At 59.7% G+C, this 1,344-nt stretch carries 1 protein-coding gene and 1 pseudogene; both read left to right on the top strand.

All coding sequences use genetic code 11. From position 1 onward, the window contains the following. Window positions 1–126: pseudogene (locus BVER_RS33130) on the top strand (IS5/IS1182 family transposase); the annotation flags it as partial. Window positions 127–319: 193 nt separating this feature from the next. After that, window positions 320–1,222, top strand: coding sequence for a hypothetical protein (locus tag BVER_RS29015; RefSeq protein ID WP_198155487.1), 903 nt, complete (start codon window positions 320–322; stop codon window positions 1,220–1,222). The last annotated feature ends 122 nt before the right edge of the window (window positions 1,223–1,344 follow it).

Below are 1,344 nucleotides of genomic sequence, written 5' to 3'. Positions count from 1 at the left end.
TTCTTTAAGCGTATCAAGCATTTTCGTCGCGTCGCCACTCGATATGACAAACTCGCCCACAGCTACCTCACCTTTGTCTCCATCGTGTCTGCCTTCGGGCCGCTCTTAAATGTAAACAGGACCTAGTCCGAATACGCTGCGCGAAAGTCACGGCCGCCGAGCCGCTGATATATTCGACCCACAAATTACGGGGTTTCCGGAGTCGACGCATTGCGTCGTCAAACGTCAGAAAATCGACAATCGACGTCAAGTCTCCGGGATGCAGCGGCCACGCGCCGCGAAGAATAATCGATGGACTTTGCGATCTAAAGAGAACGCCATGCGCAACAAGTTCGCCGTCATCTGGATCTGGCTATTTATTTTTCCGCTCGCTTTCGACTTCAAGGGTGCGGAAACCGCCAGTAAGGCCATTCAAATCCTGCTCGTCGTACCGGCGATCGGGGCATCGTGCGCGTTGCTGCTGATCGCGCCACGTTTCGCGTGCCGCTCGAAGCTGCGCACGACGATCACCTTTCTGCTGCTATTGACGATAGTCGGCAGCATCGCCACGCAAGTGCTGCAGGGCAACGATTCGGGCAACTACATGCGCGTGATCCTGCCGTTCCTGCTGTTGCTGCTCGGCTATTTCGTCGGCTGCCGGCCGTGGGAATCGCAGCGTCTGGAGCAGATCGAACGCGCCATGTACTGGTCGATGATCGCCTCGCTGATCTTCAGCTTCGTGTTCGGTCTCGCGACGTCCGGCGGCGGTCTGGCCGACGTGCGCTTCCGCATCGTGTCCGTGCAGTTTTTGTCGCTGCAGGCGCTGCTGCTGCATGAATTCGTGATCGCGCGGCGCATCACCAAGTTCACCGTGTTGCTGTTCCTCGCGACCATCGTGATCGAATTGCTGTCGGTGACTCGCAGTCTGCTGGTCGGCTCGGTGCTGCTGTTCGCCTACGCGACCTGGCTCGCCGCGCCGTCGGTCCGCCATCTGTTCGCGGCCGGCCTGCGCACGCTCGCCGTCGCCGCACTGCTGGGCGCGATGGTCGCCGGCGCGGCGATCTTCATGCCGAGCGTCGCCGAGCACTGGGAGCAGCGTATGTCGTTCGCGAAGGACACCGAGTCCGGCCGCGATCCGACCACCATCACGCGTCTCGCGGAAATGAAGGACCAGTACGATCAGACCATGTCGTCGGCGCTGTCGATCGCGGTCGGCCAGGGCTACGGACACGACTATCGCTAGTCGGCCCTTCAGAATTAGTCGAAGTCAAGGGTGGCAAGGGGCCGCCGGAAGATCGTGTTTCCCAGAACTCCCAGAAGCAATATTGATCTGAATGGTTTCCTGGGAGTTTGGAACTTCGCCGA

Origin of the sequence: Candidatus Burkholderia verschuerenii (assembly GCF_001189365.1) — a bacterium.
GTDB lineage: Bacteria > Pseudomonadota > Gammaproteobacteria > Burkholderiales > Burkholderiaceae > Caballeronia > Caballeronia verschuerenii.
The sequence above is the reverse complement of the archived record's forward strand: the minus strand, read 5'-3'. Positions and strand labels throughout refer to the sequence as shown.